General features: G+C 56.8%; 19 protein-coding genes. 8 read left to right on the forward strand and 11 right to left on the reverse strand.

What is annotated here, in order from left to right:
• Positions 1 to 107 precede the first annotated feature (107 nt).
• Positions 108 to 683: a nitroreductase family deazaflavin-dependent oxidoreductase gene (locus tag EKD05_RS17265; protein ID WP_129674994.1), complete on the reverse strand. Its 576-nt coding sequence runs from the start codon at positions 681 to 683 to the stop codon at positions 108 to 110.
• A 455-nt stretch (positions 684 to 1,138) separates the two neighbouring features.
• Complete coding sequence (locus EKD05_RS17270; RefSeq protein ID WP_129674997.1) at positions 1,139 to 2,947, reverse strand: helix-turn-helix domain-containing protein; 1,809 nt, start codon at positions 2,945 to 2,947, stop codon at positions 1,139 to 1,141.
• A 633-nt stretch (positions 2,948 to 3,580) separates the two neighbouring features.
• On the opposite strand from EKD05_RS17270, the gene EKD05_RS17275 reads away from it, so the two are divergent.
• The 3 genes from EKD05_RS17275 (at position 3,581) to EKD05_RS17285 (ending at position 6,870) form a co-directional block, all read left to right on the forward strand.
• Entirely contained in the window at positions 3,581 to 5,251 is a 1,671-nt protein-coding gene (locus EKD05_RS17275; RefSeq protein ID WP_129674999.1) for a choice-of-anchor Q domain-containing protein, read from the forward strand.
• Positions 5,252 to 5,585: 334 nt separating this feature from the next.
• Positions 5,586 to 6,071, forward strand: coding sequence for an N-6 DNA methylase (locus EKD05_RS17280; protein WP_165360780.1), 486 nt, complete (start codon positions 5,586 to 5,588; stop codon positions 6,069 to 6,071).
• Between the two features lie 247 nt (positions 6,072 to 6,318).
• Positions 6,319 to 6,870: a hypothetical protein gene (locus EKD05_RS17285; RefSeq protein ID WP_129675003.1), complete on the forward strand. Its 552-nt coding sequence runs from the start codon at positions 6,319 to 6,321 to the stop codon at positions 6,868 to 6,870.
• Here EKD05_RS17285 and EKD05_RS17290 read toward each other — a convergent pair.
• The 6 genes from EKD05_RS17290 to EKD05_RS17315 all read right to left on the reverse strand — a co-directional run bounded on the left by EKD05_RS17290 (position 6,811) and on the right by EKD05_RS17315 (position 17,351).
• Positions 6,811 to 8,943 (reverse strand): glycosyltransferase family 87 protein, encoded by a 2,133-nt coding sequence (locus EKD05_RS17290; RefSeq protein WP_129675005.1) that lies wholly within the window; start codon positions 8,941 to 8,943, stop codon positions 6,811 to 6,813. The genes EKD05_RS17285 and EKD05_RS17290 overlap by 60 nt on opposite strands.
• A gap of 50 nt (positions 8,944 to 8,993) precedes the next feature.
• On the reverse strand, positions 8,994 to 11,420 hold the full coding sequence (locus EKD05_RS17295; RefSeq protein WP_129675006.1) for a glycosyltransferase family 39 protein: 2,427 nt from the start codon (positions 11,418 to 11,420) through the stop codon (positions 8,994 to 8,996).
• Positions 11,417 to 13,474: a glycosyltransferase family 87 protein gene (locus EKD05_RS17300; protein WP_129675008.1), complete on the reverse strand. Its 2,058-nt coding sequence runs from the start codon at positions 13,472 to 13,474 to the stop codon at positions 11,417 to 11,419. The genes EKD05_RS17295 and EKD05_RS17300 overlap by 4 nt, the downstream gene beginning before the upstream one ends.
• 102 nt (positions 13,475 to 13,576) lie before the next feature.
• A complete protein-coding gene (locus EKD05_RS17305; protein ID WP_205703966.1) occupies positions 13,577 to 14,389 on the reverse strand; it encodes a glycosyltransferase family 2 protein in 813 nt (270 codons plus the stop codon).
• A gap of 171 nt (positions 14,390 to 14,560) precedes the next feature.
• Positions 14,561 to 16,489, reverse strand: a complete 1,929-nt coding sequence (locus EKD05_RS17310) for a heavy metal translocating P-type ATPase (RefSeq protein ID WP_129675010.1) — start codon at positions 16,487 to 16,489, stop codon at positions 14,561 to 14,563.
• Between the two features lie 82 nt (positions 16,490 to 16,571).
• Positions 16,572 to 17,351 carry a TrmB family transcriptional regulator gene (locus tag EKD05_RS17315; protein ID WP_129675012.1) on the reverse strand — a complete coding sequence of 260 codons (780 nt, stop codon included), beginning with the start codon at positions 17,349 to 17,351 and terminating at the stop codon, positions 16,572 to 16,574.
• A 302-nt stretch (positions 17,352 to 17,653) separates the two neighbouring features.
• Here EKD05_RS17315 and EKD05_RS17320 point away from each other — a divergent pair, with 302 nt between their 5' ends.
• From EKD05_RS17320 to EKD05_RS17340, 5 genes are all read left to right on the forward strand, one after another.
• Positions 17,654 to 18,058: a thiol-disulfide oxidoreductase DCC family protein gene (locus EKD05_RS17320; RefSeq protein ID WP_129675015.1), complete on the forward strand. Its 405-nt coding sequence runs from the start codon at positions 17,654 to 17,656 to the stop codon at positions 18,056 to 18,058.
• Positions 18,059 to 18,067: 9 nt separating this feature from the next.
• Positions 18,068 to 18,364, forward strand: a complete 297-nt coding sequence (locus EKD05_RS17325) for a hypothetical protein (RefSeq protein WP_129675017.1) — start codon at positions 18,068 to 18,070, stop codon at positions 18,362 to 18,364.
• A gap of 153 nt (positions 18,365 to 18,517) precedes the next feature.
• Entirely contained in the window at positions 18,518 to 18,775 is a 258-nt protein-coding gene (locus EKD05_RS17330; RefSeq protein ID WP_129675019.1) for a hypothetical protein, read from the forward strand.
• 8 nt (positions 18,776 to 18,783) lie between these two features.
• Positions 18,784 to 19,170 (forward strand): TIGR04086 family membrane protein, encoded by a 387-nt coding sequence (locus EKD05_RS17335; RefSeq protein WP_165360781.1) that lies wholly within the window; start codon positions 18,784 to 18,786, stop codon positions 19,168 to 19,170.
• A 21-nt stretch (positions 19,171 to 19,191) separates the two neighbouring features.
• Complete coding sequence (locus tag EKD05_RS17340; protein WP_129675023.1) at positions 19,192 to 19,395, forward strand: 2-hydroxymuconate tautomerase family protein; 204 nt, start codon at positions 19,192 to 19,194, stop codon at positions 19,393 to 19,395.
• On the opposite strand, the gene EKD05_RS17345 is transcribed toward EKD05_RS17340, so the two are convergent.
• The 3 genes from EKD05_RS17345 to EKD05_RS17355 form a co-directional block, all read right to left on the reverse strand.
• Positions 19,390 to 20,277, reverse strand: coding sequence for an RluA family pseudouridine synthase (locus tag EKD05_RS17345; RefSeq protein ID WP_165360782.1), 888 nt, complete (start codon positions 20,275 to 20,277; stop codon positions 19,390 to 19,392). The genes EKD05_RS17340 and EKD05_RS17345 overlap by 6 nt on opposite strands.
• A gap of 68 nt (positions 20,278 to 20,345) precedes the next feature.
• Complete coding sequence (locus EKD05_RS17350; protein ID WP_129675027.1) at positions 20,346 to 21,044, reverse strand: lactate utilization protein; 699 nt, start codon at positions 21,042 to 21,044, stop codon at positions 20,346 to 20,348.
• Positions 21,041 to 22,465 carry a LutB/LldF family L-lactate oxidation iron-sulfur protein gene (locus EKD05_RS17355; protein WP_129675029.1) on the reverse strand — a complete coding sequence of 475 codons (1,425 nt, stop codon included), beginning with the start codon at positions 22,463 to 22,465 and terminating at the stop codon, positions 21,041 to 21,043. The genes EKD05_RS17350 and EKD05_RS17355 overlap by 4 nt, the downstream gene beginning before the upstream one ends.
• Positions 22,466 to 22,476: the final 11 nt, after the last annotated feature.

Consider the following 22,476-nt stretch of genomic DNA (forward strand, 5'->3'; position numbering starts at 1 on the left):
ACACCAACCCAAGCAGCAGAGCAATCAGCACCAGCACCAGCAAAGGCACCAGATGGATACGCTGCGGCAAGCGAAAACGAGGCAAAGCAATCACACTGTTCCTTCATTTAGCGACGGGGCCACACTCGGCCTATCAAGAAAGCGAGGAGCACCAGCAAGGGCCAGAGCCAGATCAAGTCGCCTGGCCCACCAACTCCAGCTAGAGGAGCAACGCGATGCAAACGCAGCAGCCGGTACGAGGTAGTGGCACTATCCAGATCCGCATCGCTCAGACGGTGCGGGTTGATCCCGGCCAGATAGGCGGCAAAGCCACTTCCCTTTAGCACATCACGCATGATCGCCGTCTTGCCCGCGCTCTCCGTGATATCCTCTACCTCAACGAGCCAGCGTCCGTCGGGGAGCCACACCTCAGTGCGCGGCTGGGTCATAAGATTGTGATACCAATCGGCGCTTCGGCCAAATCCTGACGTGACATACACGTCACCATCACGCTCGGCGTAATTGACTGGCGTGCGATAGAGGCGACCGCTTTTGCGACCCGTATGGCTCAAGACAAGAAAACGCCCAATGCCTGACGGCCAAAAATTGAGATACGCTCCCATTCCCAAGCGCCAATGCCATAACATCAGAGGATTTAGCCGTTTGAACATCTGTCGCAAGATGTGATCGCTTGTGTGTGACATAGGTTTATCTCCTCACCCGACAAGGCCTGCATCAAGGTAGTATAACGCACTTGTTCACGAGGCGTCAGGGGGCGTTTGACGGTCTGACGCCTGATCTGAGCCTGGGCAAGATGTTCAGCCGCAGCAGTTGCGGAGCGGGCATGTAGTACCCCGCCAGGGCACCCCTTGCGGGTGCCCTGATCGCACGTCTTGTTGTCTCCGGTTTTGTATAATGCCATCGCCCTAGGTCTTTTCCTGGCAATCCTTGATCGGCACGGCACGGCACGGCCAGACCTCACAGGTCTGGAGGAGACTTCATCGGGGCGGGAAGACCGGTGAGGTCTTTTCCTGGCAATCCTTGATCGGCACGGCACGGCACGGCCAGACCTCACAGGTCGGCGCGTTCGCCTTGGGACGCCCTCATCAAGACCTGTGAGGTCTCTTCTCGTCCTTCTTTGCAAGCTATTGGGGCTAGATCACGAACCTAGAACGGGCCTGTTCGAGGTCGAGCATACAGTGGCCGTACCACGACGATCACCAAGCTCCCGACACAGGCTCAACCCCTCGCGGTGACAGTCCAAGCTTGCCGTATAGTCGTCTAACACTAGGTAGATCGAGGCGAGGCCGTTGAGGGCGGAGGCCCGAGTAGGTTGAGATTGATCCGAGGTGGCAAGGCCCAAAGCAGCGGTGAGCATCTCTAAGGCCAGGGTGAACAAGCCGCGCCGATACCAAAACCACCACAAGCTATCGGCGATGGTGATGGCAATTTCACCATGCTCACTCGCCAGGGCCCAGCGTAGCGCCACCAGGCAATTTTCGTGGTCAGCCAGGGCGCGTTGCATCCAGAAGGCCTGCTGTTCGCCCTGAAGACCATTGAAGACATCCTGAGCAAAAGCGGTGTAATGCGCGGCATGAGCAGCCTGGCACTCAGCCAGGTTGCCACTGGCCGTAAGTTGCTCGAAGGCGTAGGTGCGCAAGGTCTCGAGGAGCGTGATGCGCTCGTCCTGAAGCTTGATCAAGCTCGTACGCTCTAGGCATACCAGTATTTCTGGTTCGGCAGCAGCAACCTGTAGGGCGGCCTCGCGGCTGCACCCCCCAATGAAGACCCCCAGGCGGGCGAAGGCAATCTGCTCGGCGGTCGTCAGCCGCTTCACACTCCAGGCAATGGCGGCTTGCAGGGTACGGTGGCGTTCGGCGACGTTGCGCCGGGTTTGCTGCAACCAGGTCGAAGCAGGTTGCCCGTTGCTGCGCAGTGTCAATAGTTGCTGCACCAGCACATCGGGGGCGAGATCCCGCAGGCGCACAGCGGCCAGTTCGAGCGCAAGTGGCAAGCCATCCAACGCGATACACAGCGTTGCCAGCGGTAACAGGTTTGCTTCCGTCAGGGTGAACGCAGGGTCGGCGGCACGAATGCGGGCACAGAGCAATTGTAGGGCAGGTCGGCTGCGCCAGATGTCGAGATCAGGTGGTTGCGCAAGATCAGGGGTGCCCAGTGGGCCGAGCGGCCATTCCTGTTCGCCGTACACATCAAGCGGTACGCGACTGGTACAGAGCAGCTTGAGATACGGCGCACACTCGAGCCAAGCCGTGAAGAACGGGGCAGCATCGAGAATGTGATCGCAGTTATCCAGCACAAGCAACAGGTGACGAGGGGCCAGATAAGCGGCGATAGCATCGTCAACCGACTGGTGTGCTACCGGGGTGAGTGCGAGCGTGCGCAAGACGGCATACGGTACATCGGCAGGACTGACGACATCGACCAGCGAGACAAACGCCACTCCATGCGCAAAGAAGGGCAGCGCCGCACGGGCTACTTCCAGCGCCAGACGCGTCTTGCCAATGCCCGGCGCACCAAGCACGGTGACAAGACGCTCGCTTGCGAGCAGGTCAAGCAGAGCGTTGACCTCGGCTTCACGCCCAATCAATGGGAGCAGCGGAGTGGGTGGACTGTGGACGCGCAGCCTTGGGGTGACTATGGGGGCGCGGATCGGCTGTCCACGCATATGCCGCGTGCGGGTAGGCGTCACCTGCGTAACGCGAGTGTTGCCCGCAAGCTTGAGCAATTGTTCAATCAAGGGCGTTTCATCTTCCATCAAAAGTGCCGGCACAAAGAGCGCCGCCACCACCGTCAAGTCGGGGAAGCGCGAGCCATTTTCCAGGCGGGCGATCTGTTCCCGACTGTAGCCAACGCGCCGACCGAGTTCGTCCTGGGTCAGGTGGGCACGCTTACGTAAAAACCGCAAGGCCGGGCCAAACGAAGCGGGTAGCGTTGGCAACTTTGTCACAAAATGTCACCTTTACGAAAATAGGGCGTAAAGCCCAGCAGCTTCAGCGCTGGGATATGAGCCCTTCACGCGCTTCAGCGGCTTCAGCCCCTTGACGAACAGGCGTACGAGGCTTATCATACGCATGGGTGTTCGCACCTATCCAAGTGAGCCTTGCCGGTTCGAGCGGACAAGCCTCTGCTCGGGAAAAGGTTCAAGGTCATGTGGCGCACTGGTTCGGCGGAAGGGGCCAACCTGAGAGCCAGCACAGGCACGTGCATCCAAAGGCCACACTCCACCCATGTGCTCCATGGAGCACGAGACTGGGGCGGCAGTCTCTGAAGCCCAAGCGTTTACGCTTGGGAGCCGTCACTCATGGCAAAACCGGTATTCTTCATATCCAGGCTAATCTGATGCCTGATGCTAAGCATCGAACTGCCTGAAACTACAAGTGTAACGGTTCTCGACAAAGGACAGACCAAATGATGAAGACGTTCAAATCCTTCCGCATGGCGTTGCTGGGTCTGCTGCTGACGGGTCGGGTTTGCTTGAGGCCACAGGCCTGGTCGAAATTCCCTCGGTGCAAGTCAGTGCGCCAGACCCCAACGCACGCGTGGATCTGAAGATGCAGTGGATTTGCCAGGAACAATAAGCATGTCGATGATGAAGAAAAGAACACGTGCTTCTTTATGGTTGTTGTTCGCAGTGGTGGTGCTCCTGGTTGGCGCTCACCAGACGGCCCGCGCCGCTGATGCGGTGGTGGGTGATGGGTCTCCAGCCAGCTGCACCGAGGCCGCCTTTGACGTAGCGCTCGCCACAGTCAGCAGTGGCGGCGGGGTGATGACCTTCAACTGCGGCCCGTCTGTACACACCATCCAGCTTAGCCTGGCTAAAGTGGTAAATCTAGCCAATGTGACGATCAACGGCGGTGGGCGCATTATCCTCAACGCCGGGCCGAACGAGCGGATCTTCTTTGTCGGGCCGATCACGTTCCGCCTACAACAGATCATTCTGCAAGGCGGCGATGCGCTCGTCAGCGGCGGTGCAATCGAAGCCTCAGGGGCGCAAGTTATTGTAGAAAACGTGCAACTCCGGAATAATCGCTCGGCTGTTTCGGGCGGGGCAATCTATTGTTACGACGGTTCACTCACCATCCGCGATAGCGTTATTGCAGGCAACCAGGCCATAACGGGCGGGGCGATCTATAACGACGGCTGCAGGCTGGATATTGCGAATACCAGCTTTGCCAACAATCGGGCGAATGGTGCAACCGGGCGCGGCGGCGCGATCGAAAACGCCACCACCGGTGCGCTCATCGCCCGCCATACCTCCTTCACGACCAATTATGCCCTGGATGGCGGCGGCCTCTACAATGCCAGCGGTGCCAGCGCCGATCTAGCAACCGTCACCTTCGCCAAGAATACGGCGGGTTACGGCGGCGGCATTGAAAACAGTGGGGCGCTGACCGTGACGAGCAGCCTGTTTGATGACAACGAGACAACCGGCAGTGGTGGCGGGCTCTGGAACATCAACGGCACAGCCGTGATCGAAAAGACAACTTTTGCCAATAATTTTGCCTACGAGGGCGGCGGCGTCAATTCGTATGGCACCGTGCTGGAGATGCGCGAGGTCAATCTGGTGAACAATTACGCCAACGCGGTCAGCGGCACGCCCAATGGCGGCGGCCTGTACCACGCGGGCGGCACAGCCTTTGTCACCAATGCCACCATCCAGGGCAACTTTGCTGGCAACAACGGCGGCGGCATCTATCAGGCTTCCGACGACAACCTGACCTTGACGAATGTCACCATTGCGGGCAATGTTGTTGCCGGGTTGGGCGGAGGATTCTATCACTACGGGCGCTATGCCGTGCTGACCAATGCCACCCTGGCGAACAACCAGGCTGGCATTGCTGGCAATGCGATCTACGAAGATTCCCCGCAGACCCCGGCCAATCCGGGCGTGGTGCAGCTCGTGAACACGGTCATCTTTGGCTATCCGGTCAACTGCGATGGCGGGCTGTTTCAATCGCTCGGTCACAACCTGAGCCAGGGCAGTTGCGCGTCGTTGAGCGCCGCCACCGATCGGGATGCCTTCACCGGAGATCTGTTGCTCGGCAACCTGGCCTATAACGGCGGACGCTTCCCGATGCGAACCCTGCTGCCACAACCTGGCAGCCCACTCATTGACGCTGGTGATCCGACGGCTTGCCAGGCCACCGATCAACGCGACGCCTCCCGCGTGGGCACATGTGACCTGGGTGCCGTCGAATATGGGGCACGTGCGTTTGCCGTGCTTATGCCTTTGATCAGATTGACACCATGAACCAAGCGTTCTATACTACATAACTCGTTTTGGGCGTCAGAACGGCAGAAAATCATTCGCCGAGCCTGCTTACATTATTTAAAGATGACCATCTTTCTCGCGAAGGAGCGATAGGCAAAACCAGCGCTCTGCCACTGGTGCGCCGACGTTTATCGAAGAGATTGCACCGGAACATCTCAGCACTGCTTTTCATGCGAATCGCAACGAATGGAATCCTGACGCAGTTCTGCGGGCCAAGTCCATCGGTTTCGCTCGGGGACCTGTTCAACTTGACTTTTTTGATACCGGGTTGCTTCCTACATTGGAGGGGATAACTCACAAGAAGCTTGACCAATTGCTCCGCGATGTGCTCGCCACCTGCAAAGCGGTTTACGCTGAACATCTCGCGGAGTACATTGTCCAACAACTGCCCTTCGACGAATTGCCACAAGATGAGCGGCGTGTCTTTGCGCCCTTCACTGGGCACGCGCCATTTCTCATTGCTGCGCTTGGACGGCTTCGCACAGTCCTTCCCTCGACAATGGATGCTGACCAGCGGCATGACTATTTCGTGCGCATGTTACGCGGGATGGAACTCGATGCGTTTGCTCGTGAAGTGGCCCGCTATTCACTGATCCTTGCTGACTATCCTAATCCTGATGGCTGGGATATCAGGCAGGCAGATGTTTTTTCGTCGCCATACACCGACACGTATCTCCAACAGGCCAAGATTGTGCTCTGCAATCCACCCTTCAGCGATGTACCAACACGTGGAACACAAACACGCCTGCGAGCAGGCGCGGCCAAACGGGCGGTTAAGGCATGGTGTACGCACGAGTAGTCCACGCCGCCGGATCGCTTCCCTCAACAAACAGGAGTATGATCGCTTCCTGCAGACTGGCATTCCTACTTGGCAAGAGGATCTGCCAACTGAGTCGGTAGATGCCGCTGGCTATCCAGTATTCTGGCGTACACCGCTTTGGCGCGTATGGGAAACTCTTAGTCGACTACCTCGGCTTGGTGATGTTGCGGAGGTGCATCGCGGTATCGAATACCGCGTTCCAATGAGCTCTCATAAAGCAGAACTAGTGAGCAGTGAGCCGAGATCGGGATTTGCTGCTGGTCTTGTCAGTGCAAAAGACAACTTTGAGCCGTTCTTTACGGGCAAATTCGCATTTTTAAATACCGATGCTTCGGTTATGCTGTATGAGGCCTACAAATTACCGTGGGATCGGCCAAAAGTAATCGCCAATGCGGCTCGCCTGAGTCGCGGCCCCTGGCGAATTGCAGCAGTTATAGATCATCAGGGTCTAGTTTGTTATCAAAGGTTTCACGGAATTTGGGCCAAGGCAAACACCTCTCTGGAGGAAATCGCATCCGTACTCAACAGCCCTCTAGCTAATGCTTTTCTTTATACCAATCCGGCGGCAGGAGGGCGGGACAATCAAATACGTGCTATTGAAGACATACCCTTTCCAGATTTCACGACGGCACAAACTCAAACGCTTGTCATTCTTGTAAATCAATATAGGTTATATCGCTCTCAGTGGCTACAAAATCCTGACCAAGTGGAAGTGGTGCTACGCTGGGTCGCCGCCACACACGTGTACCTGGTGTCCCAAACGACTTGGAAGCCTTGAAGCATCAGGTTGCTGGTAGCGCAACCACCAGAGCCAAAGGAGAAAGAGACCGAGGGTGCGATAGGCAGCAAAGCTAATCCAGAAACTATTTGGCTCTACCACACTCAACCAGAGGTTCTTTGTAGTGCCAAACGTGAGCATTGCATATGCAGCAACAAATAAAAAGCCGTGCATATTGGGGTTTTTCAAGAGACGAGCCAAAGCAACGATGAGTGGTACCACCAAAATCGTTTGATAATGATCCCAACTCACCGGCATGATTAACAAGTTTGTACAAACAAGCAGACTCATAGAATCCCATAGCGGCATCGGGTAGACATAGAGTCGCCAGAGGGTCAAGCCAAAGATGGGCAGCACCAATGCCAGAAAAAGCAGATTAGCAATAGCATTGTTGGGCATAGCGCCAGCTTCAAAGATCAGATTGGGATCGAGCAGACGCACAATCAGGCCGTAGATAGATTGATTGGCTAGACGTCCGTTACGTTCACCAAGCAGCGGTACAACATCCTGCCAGAAGGTGAGCTCATTTACGGGGGCGAGCAGCAAAGAGAGTCCAATTCCCAAGAGGAGCATTAGGCCCACGCTAAACAACCAGCGCCAAGTGCGCTGCAGAAATACATCAAGAAGGAGGAAGAGAGGATAGATCTTCACCAAACCCAAGATTGCCCAGATCGTGGCACTAAGCCAGGGAGAGCGGTAAAACGTCGCACTTGCGGCCACAATACCAAAGAGGAGCAGGGCATCAATCTGCCCAAAGCGCAGTGTCTCCCAGACTGGGGCAAGGTTGGTGGCAACGATCAGTGCTGGCAGCGCAAGAGGCCACCAATACGTTCGTGGCTGGTTAATAACAACAATGATAGTACTGGCAATGATTAAGGCAATCCCCAGCGAGCGCCAGAGGGTAATGGCTGTGTCTAATGAGGTAAAGGCGATCGGAAAGATAAAAATGAGAAAAAGGGGATGATATTTATAGGTAACTGAGAACGTTTCGTTGCGTAGACGCTCGAGTTCATAGAGTGGTTGGCCAAGCAAAACACGTTGAGCGCCATTGTAGTAAGCAGGAAAGTCAAGTGCAACTCGTGAGAGGGCAAGGTTGAGATTCAGCAACCCCCAGGTCAATACTGCGATGAGGCTAAGGCCCACCAATGCTAACTGAACGGTACGGTTTGGCGCAAACCACAGGTAGATGATGCAACTGAGTACCGGCAAGCCAAGCAAAGTGCCAATAAATATTGACTGACCAAGCCATTGTCGGCTCAGATTGAGCGTCAATCCAGTAGCAATGTAGATCCAAGGAACGATCACCGTAGCTAAAGCAAAGAGGAGGGTATAGCATATCCAATCACGTGCAGTTGCTAACTGAAGCAAGCGTCGGCAGAGATAGCTAAATAGAGCAATGGTAAGGAGGCCACAATTTAGGGCAATTGTACTCGGCAGAACTAGATAACGATCCTGGGCATAGAAAAATGCAATAACAAGCAAAATGGCAAACAGCAAGGGCGCAGGCCAATATCTACCACGCCAATGCAGACAGACAAGAAAGAGTGCAAAAGGGATCGTAAAAAAACTCAGCACAGACAAGCTCGGTATATGCGACGTTGTCATTGGTTTTATGTCTGTTCCTATAAGGATTAAACCAAGACTACGTTGATCATTAGGAAAATCATGATCAATTGGTAGAATGTTAAAATTAATATCAAGTGAGCTTGAATTACTTGGTAATAAATAAGAATAAGTACGCAAAGGTAATCCACCTTGGATCATAAAGTCAAACGTTATATCTCTTGTACTCACTTGTAACAGACGCATCATATCCGCAGTTGGCCCAGCACTCATCTCTTGGGTAATCAATACTTGCCGTGTCGCCCATTCAAGAGGGCGGTTTAGCATAAAATCGGGCTGTGACCAAACATATGCTCCGATCGACCCCTGCTCTACGTCGTGGATGCCTCTGTAGAAACGATAAAAAGCCGGTGATGGCTGCGGGATCTGATGAACGAGGATGAAGATGATGCTGGCGAAGAGGATGGCAATGGAAGTCGTATACCATTGTGAGGAGTATAGTTTCTTCATAAATGTGATGCCAGGAAAGAGTTTTCAGTGTTATCAGGCTAAAACCTGGCCTAAACCCGGTAGATCCAAAAAACCGGAGCTTCACGCCCTGGATAGCGTTGTAACACTTGGGGCTGTACCCCCTCTAGCATGGCTTCTAACGCTGCGCGTTGATTGGCAGGGATTTCGCTCGGAATGAAGAGGCATGCACCATGCGGAAAAGCTGCGGGCAGTTGATGCAACTCGAAGGGGATAACCGTCGCTTCTGGGGCTAAATACGCAAGCACTTCACTCGTAGCATAATCTTCAGGCATAAAGATCGGGCCAGTGCAGACACCTTGTTGAATAATTTGGCCCATACTAGTCTCGGCGGTATAGCTAAAAGCATCCCACATGCGTTGGTCGTAGGGCACGCGGCCCATGTAACTCCAGCCATTCACGATAGCAATAAAAAGCACCCCACTCGCCAAAAGCCCCCATTTCAGGCGCGGCATACTCAGGGCAAGGCTCTGCGTGATCTGGGCGGCTGCGTAAGCGGCGATGAGGATCGTTGGTGCGATGGCATCCACTGTGCGCACGGCATGTGGTGCATCGGGCGAGAGCAGGCCCGGGGCGAGGCCAACTCCTAGCAAGGCCAGCAGAGGTAGGCTGACGCGCCAATTTTGACGGAGGAGCAGCACAAGTAGGCCGATAAGGAACAGTAGCCCCGTCAGAGGATCAAGCATTGGTAGCCCTGGAATGTTGTGACGGGCCGCCTCATCGCCCGCAACATGCCACATCAAGCTGTAGCGCAGGACATTATAATCCAGATCCATCGTTAATGACCACTCCTTGTCGGCACGGCTGAAGAGCCCCACTTGGCTCACCCGCTGATTGAAATCACTTGTCTGGGTCAAGAGGTACCCAAGTAATGGACTCGCAACCAAGAGGGTAGCCAACCCAAAGGCGACAAGAGGCCATTGGGCGCGACGCCAAGCGGCCCAATCGGATCCTATGCGCAAGGCAACCCACAGGGCGGCAGCGAATGGCATCAGGCGGGCGGGATGGTAGGTGTAGAGCGCCAACCCCAAGGCAAGGCCGGCCAGTACCCCTTCGAAGATCTGCCACCTAGTTGAACTCTTGCCATTACAGATGCGCCAGAGCAGCGCCAGGGCGCTGAGCGTCAAGAGAGGATCCAGGACGGCGGCAAAGGCTAATCGGCTTAGCCAGATGTGCCACATCGAAGCAGCCAGCATAAGCGCAGCGGCGATGGCCGTCGTGCGCCCCCAGATCTGTTGGGCCAGATAGGCAATGATTACGGTGGTAAGCGCCCCCGCCAGCGCTGTTACGCTACGCAGCGCAAAGACCGTCGGCCCAAAAAGGGCAATACTGCCACTCTGAAGGTAGAAGAGCAGGGCTGGAATGTCGGCTTCGGGTACAAAGATGGGCCGATAGTCGGGAGCATTGAGGATCTGCAAGGCCACCAAACCATGACGCGCCTCGTCGCGCCACATGCCAAAGGGGATGTGATCAAGCGCGATCAGGCGCAAACCACCAGCCAAGAACAGAGAGGCGAGGATGCCAATGAGATACCATAGATTGACTCCCACGATAGACTGCGCAGCACTGGTGGGCTCCTCTCGCCTACCAAGAGAGGCCGCTGCCAGAAGTGTCCCCAGTAGCAGGAACATTCCGCCAAAGGGAAACCAAAGCTGACTCCGTAGAAGTATGCCCCCCACCAAGCCAAGCCCCAAACCCACGAGCAACCAACGCTCCCGCTGGCGTATGTGGGGCGCTAGCCACTGCGCAGACCAGTAGAGTGCAATGGCCCCCACTGGCACCAAGACGCTGGCCCAGAGCGGTGGCAACCAAAAGCCCATGCCGATCGGATCAAGCCATGACCATAGGTATAACCCGCCTCCACTCAATAGACTCAAGCCCAGCGCGAGCCAAACCGAAAGCAAGCGGCTCAACCCAAACCAGAGGAGCAGCAACAAAAGCATGAGGAAGGCAGCGTACTCTATGACGGCTACCGGCTTTCGCTCGCCCATTGGGGCGACTTCAACCCGACTGACCGCCACCCCCACCCTGCGATTATCGCCCTGCTGCCCACCCGTCACTGTCCCGCCAAGCAAGATTTCGGGGGTCTGCCACGCAGGCCCGACGGCGGGCACGAGCAGGTGGTAGGTACGCCACGCCGCAGGCGGCTCGCTCGCCAACAGCGTCACTGGGCCGCTTGCCAACACCATGTTGGTGGTTTCGCCCCGTGACCCTTGCGGACCAATGATGCGTAGCGTTACCGCGAGGCGCGAGGCGGTTGCGTAGCCAAAGAAGCGCAAGCGGCTATCGCCATCACTCCAGCGATAGCTCTCCTCTCCATTCGTTTCAGCCGACCAGAAGCCATAGGGTACCTGTGCTTCACTTGCTGTCCCTATGGTGTAATGCGTAACTGGCGGCGCTTGGATGGCAATGATCCCGGCCAGCATCAGGATAGCCAAAAGGCCAAAGAGGTGTCTCATAGTGCTTTGGTAAGATTGGGAGCTTGGGCAAGTTGGCGGACAAACCAAAACCAGAGTAGGCCCAAGCCAATCACACGGTAAGAACGTAGGAACATTGTGAGCGGATCGAGCAACGCCCTCTCAGTCGGCCAGATGTCGCGCGCTACACCAAAGATGATCAGGCTATAAGCACCAAACCAGAGTAGCGCGTGATCGCCAGGATCTCCGAGCCACCCCAGGCTCACGATCAGGGGCACAAGGAGCATGGCGTGGTAGTGATCCCAAGCCACAGGAATAATCAACAAGACGGTGCAGATCATCAGGCTGAAGGCTAGCCAGATGTGTTGGGCCAAAGCAGCGCGACGCTGCCACAGCAATCCCAGCGTGGCGAGGGCAAGCATCCCACTACTGATCAGCACCGGTAGGCCCGCAGCTGACACCGCGATGTTGCCCCGATAGGCCGCAGGCTCGATGATGCGCGTCAGCACACCAGAGAGCGCAAGATTGGACAGACGACCATCGCGGGCACCAAGCGTCGGAAAGAGTTCTAGCCAAAAGATCAAGTCCCACCCCGTTACAACAAGACTCAGCAGACTCCATCCAATGGTGCATACCACCAGCATCAAGACCCAGCGCCTACGTCCCACGATGATCAAGGGCAGAGTCAGCAGGATCGGGTAGATCTTGACGAGGCCTAATAAGGCCCAGAGCAAGGCGCTGAGCCAGTGGTAACCCCGGAGAAAGAGGTACGTTGCGATCACAGCACCCAGAAGGATGAGTAACTCGGGCTGCCCAAAGCGCAGCGAACGACTGATCGGGGAGAGCAGCACCAGCAGGGCGAGCGCGATAAGCATCAGCATGCGTCGTCGCTTTGGTGGGTGCGTAGCATGCAGCATGCCCATACTGCCCACGGCAGCCCCAACCAAGAGTAGACGCCAAACATTGCTGGCCGCAGTTAGCGATAACAGGCTTAATGGGAGGAGCAGCAGCGCGGTGAGGGGCGGATACTTGTAGGTGGTCGCAAAGGCGTTGGCTGCCAGTTGATCAAGTTCGTAGAGCGGCAGCCCGGCGCGGAGGCGTTGCGCCGCGTCGTAGTAGGCTTGAAAGTCAGAGGGCATGCGTAGGAACGCATCGGTATAGCCATACAAGCCCGCCCAGAGCAGCACACAAGCACCGGCCAGCATGGCTAATATGCCACGATAGGGAAGAGATGCAGGCAGCATACTGCCTAAGACCATCACGAACGGCACCAACAGCAGAGGCCATGCGTTGGGCAGTATGCCGTCTGCGCCAATCAAGACGAGCAAAAGGGGAACAGCTGTAAAGCCCAAGCTTAGGCCAAGCACGAGGTTTGGCCAAACGGTTAATCCTTCACGACAGAGCTTGCCATAGAGCCATCCCAACAGACCAACCCATACCAATCCAAGTACCAAGCTGGGGGCCACAATCAGCAACGCAACGCCATCGGCAACGTAACTGAGCAAAAGAACACCTAGAAGCCCCAGAAAGAAGAACCAGCGCCACCCACCACTACTCCACACCCAGACCACCCCGATGAGCAACGAGGGCGTAAGTGCGAGCATGATAAGCGCCGGGCTGGGCCAAAAGAGTGGGCCAGCCAGATACACGACCTCACTGCTTTGCACAATAAAGCCTAAGGCGCGCGGATCACCCGTGAGCGGGCCAACATCCTCAATTTGATAGGCGGCGGTGACCCAACCACTTGAAACGGGCATAAGGTAGTGGTAGGTGCGGACTTGCCCCGCCGCAAGCATAAAAATTATTGGACCCCCTGGGCTATCAAGTGTCAGAGGGCGTGCTTCGCTGCCCGCACTCAGCATTTGGCGCACCATGACGTGCGGTGTATACCAATGCACGGGGATCTGCAACATGCCTGTGGGTGTTGTCCAATGGTAAGCCCCCAGAAAGGGTGTATCCTCCTGATGATGAAGTGTTCCCACCGCAAAGCTACGTGGCAGGCTGCTTTGTGGCGGCCACAGCATAAGTAGGCCAAGGGCCACGAGCAACGCGACACACCCTAACCCAGCTATACGGAACATAGCATTTGATATCATACAATACTGCGTGCTGTCATGCACGATCTACCTCAAACGGGCACCTCGGCACTCTGGCGTTGGGTCAAAAAGAAGAGGGACGAAGAGCGCGGCCAGCTACCACTACTGACGCTCGCCAAGAATAGCCTCGCTATGGTGTGGACTGATCACATCAGCCAGCCGAGCGCTAAACTGAGGATAACGACGCAGACCAGCGCGGTGAAGCATCATCCGGCGCAGGACATTGAGCGTTGCAAGGCCATAGACGACCGAGCGCTGAAAATTGACCGACGATGCCTCTTCAAAATAGCGCGTTGGCACCGCAATCTCGCCAATGCGAAAGCCGTACTGCACTGCCTGCACAATCATCTCGGTATCAAAGACAAAATCATCCGAGTTGAGCAAAAACGGTACGGTCTCGAGCAAACGACGATTGTAGGCGCGAAAACCAGTATGAAACTCGGAGAGATTGAGGCCAAGCACAGCATTTTCGCAGATCGTCAGAAACCGGTTCGAGATATACTTCCAGACCGGCATGCCCCCGGCGAGCGCAGGAACGCCGCGTTGACCTGGCTGGCGCTTCAAACGCGAGCCAAGCATCATATCGTATTCACCGGCAACGATCGGGCGAATCAACTCAACAATGCGCGTCGAATCATACTGATAATCGGGGTGCAGCATCACCACAATATCGGCCCCATCGCGCAGAGCCTCAAGGTAGCATGTTTTTTGGTTGCCACCATACCCGCGATTCTGGATATGGATCACCACCTCGATCCCGAGTTGCCGAGCAATCTCAACCGTCTCATCGCGGGAAACATCATCAACCAGGATGACGTGGTCAACCACACCAGGCGGGATATCATGATACGTCCGTTCGAGCGTACGAGCGGCATTATAGGCAGGCATCACGACAACAACGCGCGGCTTCTTCATCCCAGGCATTCTCCGCATACGACACAACGCGAGCAAACTGCCCTGATTATAGCAGAATTTGCGTGGTGGCTAGCGCTGCTGCGCAGCGCCAGCCACCACCAAGATATGCGTAAGGCGAAGCGCTGACAAGCAGCAGCGCATTGGTAGAACAGAGGGCGTACGCCCTCTGTTCTACCGATGCGCTAACAGGCGCAAGCCGTTGAGCACAACGATTATCGTACTCCCCTCGTGCCCGACGACGCCAAGCGGCAACGGGATGCCGATGGTGAGCGTCGCGATGACAAGCACAACGACGACAGCCAGGGCAAAGCTGATATTCTGCCAGACGATGCGCTGAGTACGCTTGCTCAACTCGACGGCATACGCAATGGCGCTGAGATCGTCACGCATCAAGACAATATCAGCCGTTTCGAGGGCCGCATCGGTGCCCGCCGCACCCATCGCGATCCCACTGGAAGCAGCGGCCAGCGCCGGAGCATCATTGACCCCATCGCCAACCATTGCCGTCGGCCCATAGCGTTGGCCCAGATCCTCGATAATGCGCAGCTTATCTTCAGGCATCAGGCTGGCGTGAACTTCGTCAATGCCGAGACGACGCCCCAACGCTTCGGCGACACGCTCATTGTCCCCGGTGAGCATCACAATGCGTTCGATGCCTGCGGCGCGCAACGCTGCAAGCTGCGCGGCAGCATCGGGGCGCTCGCGATCCATCACGGTGATCAAGCCCAACCAGCGCCCACCACGGGCCACCAGCAACACCGTGCCGCGGCCTTCGAGCGCCAGACGATCCGCTTCGTCCAGCAGTTCCTGGGGCACCGGCAAACCGGCATGCGCAAAGAGTTTTGGTGCACCAGCAAGGGTCTCTTGACCCTCCCAGGTCGCACGCACGCCCATCCCGGTCACCGCCTGGAAAGCTTCGGGTTCGTCGGTCTCCAGACCTTGGGCCTCGGCGTACGCAAGGATCGCCCTGGCGATCGGATGCTCGCTTTGAGACTCGGCACGAGCCACCGCCGCGAGCAACGCATGCGCTGTTACGCCGGGTTGCGGCAGAATATCAGTCACTTCAGGGCGGCCATAGGTGAGCGTTCCGGTTTTATCAAAGGCAATGACCTTGACGCGACTCAACTCTTCAAGATGGGCACCACCCTTAAAGAGAACCCCCTTGCGCGCAGCGTTGGCGATGGCACTGAGCAGCGCAGCGGGCACGCTGATCACCAGGGCGCACGGTGAAGCGACGGTCAGCAAAACCATGCCACGATAAAAATTATCGCTGAAGTTCACCCCAAAGATCGGTGGCACCAGGAAAATAAAGAGAGCCACCGTTGCAATGACACCCATGGCATACCACTGCTCGGCGCGGTCGAGAAAGCTCTGCGTCTGCGCCTTGCGGGCCTGGGCATCACTGACCATCCCAATAATGCGGGCCAGCGTGCTCTCTTCAGCCGTCTTCGCAACCTGCATATCAAGGGCACCGCTCTGATTGAGCGTGCCAGCCAGGATCGTCGCACCGACACCCTTTTGCACCGGCATCGACTCACCAGTGATGGCCGACTCATCGAAATTGCCGGTACCCTGAACGATCACGCCATCAAGTGGCACCCGATCACCGGGGCGCAGCACAACGAGATCGCCAGGCACAATTGCCTCAAGCGGCACCTCTTGAAGCCCACCATCGCGCCGGATCGTCACCGTATCAGGGCGCAACTCGAGCAGTGACGAGATCGCGCTGCGGGTGCGATTCATCGCATAGTTCTGCAACACATTGCTCAGCGAGAAGAGGAAGAGCAGGATCGCCCCCTCGGTCCAGGCGTCTACATAGGCCGCCCCGAGCGCCGCGAGCACCATCAGCAGATCGACCTCAATCGTGCGCTCGCGCAGGGCTTCGATGATCGCAATGACGGCAAAGAAACCACCGGTCACATAGGTTGCAACATAGACAGACAACAACAGAGTAGGTGCGGCTTCTATGCGCTCCAGGACGATCCCGACAATAATGCCTACCAGCGTCAGCGCGACAAAAAGTTGTTCAACAAAAGTCGCATCAAACTGAAGACGACGTTCAGGTTTTGTTTCAGGACGTGAGGTTGATAACGTAATCATATGGTGTTCCTTTAGGAGGCTTACGCCCCCAACCAGAGGCTACCGTGCTATGCAGTGGGCCGCAGGCCTGCGGCGCAGTACCTTAACGCAATACCTGACGATCTTCAGGTGACAGCAATTCAAGCAATTCAGGGCCCAGACGAGCAAAAATGCGCTGAGCAAAAAGTTCCATCCAGATAAACTGACGGGCAATCAAGACCATATTCGGGTTCGTTGTGACGGTGGCCGAAGTGACCATATGACCGCTAGCAATGAGAAATTCACACTCATCGGCAACCACGATCAGCGTCTCTTCCATGCGGTGCAATTCAGTTTCCCGTTTGGGATGCCGTACCACCTGACCAAGCTCAAAGGGGGTGTCACCGGTGAGAATGACGCCCAGCGCAACCCCACGGGCATGCGCATCTTCGAGACGATGGCGCAAAGCCTCGATGTCGGCATCGGTAAAAACAAGCATCAGTTCGCGTTTGGCCCGATCAATGAGATCGCCGGCATAGGCCAGGGCCTCGTTACGCCCACTGAAATTCCAGAGCCGCCCGGTCTTTTCTTGATGGTACAGGGGCAAAAGTTCGGTACGCAGATTGGCCGCACGCTCACGGGCTTCACGCTCGTAGCGATCAAGCAACAGCGCCGGCGAAACCGGTCGGTACAGCGTTGCCTTCTCCTCTTCGGATTTGAGCGCCGCCCCACGCGCCTCGAGCCGCCCCAAGGCCTCGTAGACCATCGAACGCGGAACGCCCGAACGCTTGCTGATTTGATAGCCAGTGGCCGGGTTTTCACTCAGCAGCGCCAGGTAGACTTTCGACTCATATTCGGTTAACCCGAGCGCTGCAAGTTGATCCAGAAGCTGTACAGTTGCCATATGGGAGATTTTCTTCTCCTTATCTTTTTGTAGTAGTTCAAATCCGAACTACTACAAAGTTTACACGTCTTTGCCGCTTTTGTCAACCCTCAGAGGACAAAACGCCCTACCGCACAGCCGCTGCAAATGGTATACTATGAAAAGATGTGCAAGGGGTGGTAGCCCCGGAAAGGATCTCATATGCGTAAAAAAGAGCGCCGTGCTATTCAGATCGCCAGTGCACTAGTGCTTGGCTTTCTTGCGTTTGTCTTGATCGTGACGGCTATTGCACCCTATTAATGTAGTCTAGAATGTAGTGTCGTATGTCTACCTATCAGTATGCGCTGTTGTTTGATGGCAAGTGTCGGATCTGTAGTAGTCAGGTCGAGACCATTGCAGCCTATAACGACGATGGTCTCATCGAATTGCTCGATATGAATTCGGCTGAAGCGCGTAAGCGCTTTCCACAAGTGACCCCCGCCATGGCGCAGCGCGAGTTGCATCTGGTGGCACCTGATGGTACCTTCTATCAGGGGGCCGACGCCGTACGCGAAACGCTGCTCCGCTTACCATCACTGCGCGGCCTGGGCGAGCTCATGCGCTTGCCCGGCGCAATGTTCCTTGCCCGCCCGCTCTATGCCTGGGTTGCCGCAAATCGCTATGCCATCGGTGGCCGCAACGAAGAGTGTACCGATGGCACGTGTCAGCCCTATCGTTCGCAGAGTTGAAGTGAGACTATGCGCCTCGTTCTTGCCTCGCTTGTGATGCTGCTCTTGGTGCTTCCTGCCGCCTGGTCAGGCTATGGGCAGCTTGCCCTCGTTGCACTCCCCCTGTTTGTGCCTGACCAGTGCGTGCATACGTGTCAGCCTTTCTTTGATCCTGAACCAACACCTGCAAAGAACGAGCGTGAACCACAGCCGCTCGGCTATCGAGCAATTGTGGCGCTGACCTGTCTCTTCGGGTTGTCAATCGTCGCCCTTACCGGCGGGATCGCAATGAAACGTCGGTTTGATGCGATGAGTCCCGATGAATAGTGCGAATCTGAGCAAATCTACCTTGCCAGACGTGGCAAAACTGGTGCATAATAAGAACAGATGGTGGTCAAAAGATGTGCGCTAGCGTGCATTTGCTGTGCAAGCATTATCTGTACACCAACAAGGTAGATTTGCGAAAGAGGAGCTCGTCGTATGCCTACGCTATTGCACCTGGTGATGACCGGTGTGTGGGGGATGACGCTGATCATTCATACACGGCGTCTCTGGCGCCTTGCTTGTGTTGAGCAGCTGCGCAATTGGGAAGACGAGCAGCGCCTTCGCACGGGTTGGAACCGTATCTGGTGGTGGCTCGGTCAGGACGAGTTCTGGAATGAGGTACGCGCCGATTGCCTCAAGGCGATCGAAATTACGCTCATGATTTTTCTGCTTGCATGGGGTATGAGTCAATAGAAGCTTTTTTGACATCTGACCGTGGGGTGCAGTGGATCGCAGTGGCGATTGGCTGGATGGTTGATTTTTCCCTCCGCATTTTGCTTCAGGTGAGCCTCTTCTGGTTTGGGTTGACGGCCTTTTTTCGTGAACCCGAGATGACCAATCCCATTCATCTGGCGATTCTTGGGTTCCTGTTGCTCTCGACCGCCATTGGCGGTTTTGTCGCCGCCCGCGTTGCTGAACGCTCCGAGGCCCTACACGGGATGCTCGTTGGCCTCGTCGGCATTCTGGCCGTCGCAGCAAGCAGCATCGGGCTCCAACCGACACCGCTCGTCTTCATTGTTGCCCAGATTCTCAGTGTGGGAACGGCAACCCTCGGTGGTCTGCTGGCGCGCCACTTCCAGTTGCGCTAAATCACGAGGAAAGAACCATCTATGCCCTATGTCCATATCAAAATCACCCGCGAAGGCGCGACCGCTGAGCAGAAGGCTGAGTTGATCCGCCGCTCTACCCAGATGCTGAGTGAGGTGCTCGGCAAGAATCCGGCAACAACCATTGTGATTATCGAAGAGGTCGAGACGGATAACTGGGGTATCGCCGGCGAGAGTGTTACGGTTCGCCGTCAGCGCGGCTCATAATGCCTCACGCTCAACCCAGTCGCGCATATCCTCAGGCAAGGGGCAATTCAGGTGCAGTGGTTCGTGTGTCACCGGGTGCCTCAGGCTGAGTACGCCGGCATGCAGAAGATGCCGTCTTATTGGCACCCCGGCAACCTCGGTCGGCCCACCATACGTGGCGTCGCCGAGAATCGGATGCCCCAGATGCGCCAGGTGAAGCCGGATCTGATGCGTGCGCCCGGTGTGCAGTTCAGCCTCGATCAGCGCATATTCACCGTACTTGTGCAGACACCTGAAGCTGGTCTGTGCTGATTTGATACGTCCGCCACCTTGCGGCAGCGTCTGACCAATCTCGTCTTCCCCATAGAGACGCCAGCGCCCATGCGCTGACCGTCCGTGGCCGGTCGTGACGGTACAGGTACTCCATTCAGGTCTCCCAGCGCAAAACGCAAGATAGCGTTTGGTCACGCTGCGCCCAGCAAACGCATCATGCAGCGCACGGTTGATGCCGGCGTCACGACTAAAGAGCAGCAACCCCGAGGTGTCGCGATCCAGTCGGTGCGCCGGATGCAAAACGACGTCGGTACCGTCACGTGCCGTGAGGTAGGTTTTCAGCGCAACCCATACATTGCCAAGCCGATCCCACGGGGTTTCGATGGTGTACCAGCCAACCGCTTTGTTGAGTACAACCAGCCAGCGATCTTCGTACACAAAATCCGCCGCCGTCACGACAGGCTCGGCATATATACCGTTCGGAGGCAGGCGTATCGTCACCTGATCCCCCGGTTCAACCGTCAACTCCGACGACAGAACCCGCCGCCAGTTTACCCAGACCCCGCCACGTTCCAGCGCCGTTGTCCCCACTGTGCCAGCCATAGATGCGACAAGTTCGGCGAGAGGCACCGCGCCCTCACCTTCACTGACGGAATGCATGATAATGGAGGGCGACAGCGCAGGATCAGGCCCACTGCTCACGGTGTCTGTACAAGCACAACGTGGAGCTCAGGCGGCCCGTGAATGCCCAACGAGAGCGTCATCTCAATATCAGCCGTGCGCGAGGGACCACTGATCAAGGTCAGATTACTGGTGACATCAAAGAGTCTCCCGGCGTAGCGTTCACGCAAGCGAGCCATCGCCTCACCGAGCCCCCGAACAAGCTGGTCGCTCGTGATCACCGCAATATGCGTCGGTGCCAGCAACGAGGCCAGCCGCGGACGGCCCGGCCCATGATAGAGCACCAGGCTGCCACTCTCGGCGATCGCAAAGTCGGCCCCTGAAAGACAGACCGGGGCCGGTTCGAGCACCTGCAACTGCGCCTTCCGCGCCTCGTCGCGCACTACCGGATCAAGCACCTGCACGCCACGTTCAGCCAGCAGTTTGTCAAGACCGGGGAGCCCAATCTGCGCGCGATCCCAGGCGACTGCCGTCGTGGCCTTGCGTTCCTCAAGAAGGGTCGCAACGGTTTCGAGGGCCTCTTCATGATCAGCAACCTGATACACGCGACCCTCAAGTTTCGTCAATTCGGCGGCAAACTGAGCCGCCAGATCATCGGCGGGCGGCAACACAAACGGTGGCGGCGTATGCGGAGCCTTGTGTGCCTCGGCCTCAAGCCAAGCCCGGTTCGAAGCAAGACTCGTCCGTAGCGTTGCTAACATCTGTTCACGACTCATTGCGTACGCCCTTTCTTCTGGCGTTCTTCCCACCATTCGCTAAAGCTCTGCGAGCCCTGAGGTTGCGGGAAATCGCGCCCGTGCGTCCAGAGGTGCAAGGGAGGCGGGAGGTGACGAATACGCCCTTTGCGCCCGATGAGCCGTGAACCGAGGCGGGCTGCGCGGCCACCAGCGCGATAGACTAGCGGATTCTTCATCATGAGCGCGTAGCTCTTGATGCCTGCCGTTTCGACCGGATGGGCCTTGCCTGCCTTGACAGCATCGGCGCGCAGGCGTAGCAGCATATCGGGGATCGCGATCCCGACGGGGCAGACCTCCTGGCAAGCCCCGCAGAGCGAACTCGCCTGAGGCAAAAGGTAGGCATCAGGCAGATCGGGTTGGAGGAGCGGGGTAAGGATCGCCCCGATGGGGCCCGAATAGACGCCGCCATAGGCATGGCCGCCGATCGCTTGATAGACCGGACAGGCATTGAGGCAGGCCCCACAGCGAATGCACATTAACGACTCGACATACTGCCCGCCCAGGATGCGCGAACGGCCATTGTCGAGCAGCACCAGGTGAAACTCTTCGGGGCCATCAGCCTCGTCGGGGCGAGCCGGGCCACTGATAATGCTCGTATAGACACTCAGTTTCTGGCCAGTGGCCGAACGAGCCAGCACCTGAAGCATCACCGCCAGATCATCAAATCGCTCGACAATGCGCTCGATGCCCATAATCGCCACATGGATGCGTGGCACCGTCGTTGAGAGGCGAGCATTGCCCTCGTTCTCAACAATCGCGATGGCACCCTCTTCGGCGACACCAAAATTGACCCCGCTAATGCCCATGTCAGCCTGGAGAAACCGTTGCCTCAGCGCCGTCCGCGCCGCGCGGATCATCGGCGGCACCTCAGTCGTCGGCGTCATCCCGAGGTGCTTCTCGAAGAGCGCACTCACCTGCTCGCGGGTCTTATGGATCGCGGGGGCAATAATATGCGACGGCGTTTCGCCGGCAAGCTGAATAATATACTCGCCGAGATCAGTTTCGACAACTTCAAAGCCAGCGTGTTCGAGGGCATGGTTGAGGTGAATCTCCTCCGAAGCCATCGACTTGGATTTGACGATGCTCTTGACCCCACGGTCGCGGGCAAGCTCGACAATATAGCGGCGGGCGGCTTCACCATCAGCAGCCCAACAGACCTTGCCACCACGGGCCTCGACCTGATCGGCCAGGCGTGCCAGCAACTCATCGAGTTTACTCAACGCATTAGCCCGTAATGCCCGCGCCTGACGGCGTAGCCCATCAGCATCTTCAAGCGCATCAATCGCCCCGGCCCGATTGCCCACAAAACGTGTGGTTGCCCGCTCCAGCGCCGTCTTCAAGGTCTCGTCGTGCAGCGCCGTATCAACCCTGTCGTGAAAATGAAGCGTCTGGGTAGCCATACCATGAATTC

Origin of the sequence: Candidatus Chloroploca sp. Khr17 (assembly GCF_004138165.1) — a bacterium.
Taxonomy (GTDB): domain Bacteria; phylum Chloroflexota; class Chloroflexia; order Chloroflexales; family Chloroflexaceae; genus Chloroploca.